The following is a 432-nucleotide window of genomic DNA, read 5'->3' on the forward strand; positions in this document are numbered from 1 at the left end:
GAACCAAGTCTCGCGTTTTGGCACGGTCAGTCTGGACGGCACCAAGATCCACGCCAATGCCTCGCGGCACAGCGCCCTGTCCTATGCTCACGCCGAGAAGATCGAGGCCCAGCTAAAGGCCGAGGTCCAGGAGATGCTCAAGCTGGCAGAAGCGGCCGATCAGAGCGACCTCCCCGACGGGGTCAGTCTGCCCGACGAGATCAAGCGGCGCGAAGACCGCCTGGCCGCCATAGCAGAAGCCAAGACCAAGATCGAAGCGCGGGCCAAGGAACGCCTCGAGCGCGAGCAGGCCGAGTATCAAGCCAAGCTGGACAAGCGCGAGGCCAAGGAAAAGGCCAACGGCAAGAAGCCTGGAGGCAAACCGCCGAAGCCGCCGCAGGTGGGCCCGCGCCCGGACGACCAGATCAACCTGACCGACGAAGAGTCGCGCAT

The 432-nt window shown here is 64.6% G+C and carries 1 pseudogene; it reads left to right on the top strand.

The window, feature by feature from the left end:
* Positions 1–432: pseudogene (locus tag CKO35_RS17600) on the top strand (IS5/IS1182 family transposase); the annotation flags it as partial.

It is taken from the genome of Ectothiorhodospira shaposhnikovii (assembly GCF_016584105.1).
Taxonomy (GTDB): Bacteria; Pseudomonadota; Gammaproteobacteria; order Ectothiorhodospirales; family Ectothiorhodospiraceae; genus Ectothiorhodospira; species Ectothiorhodospira shaposhnikovii.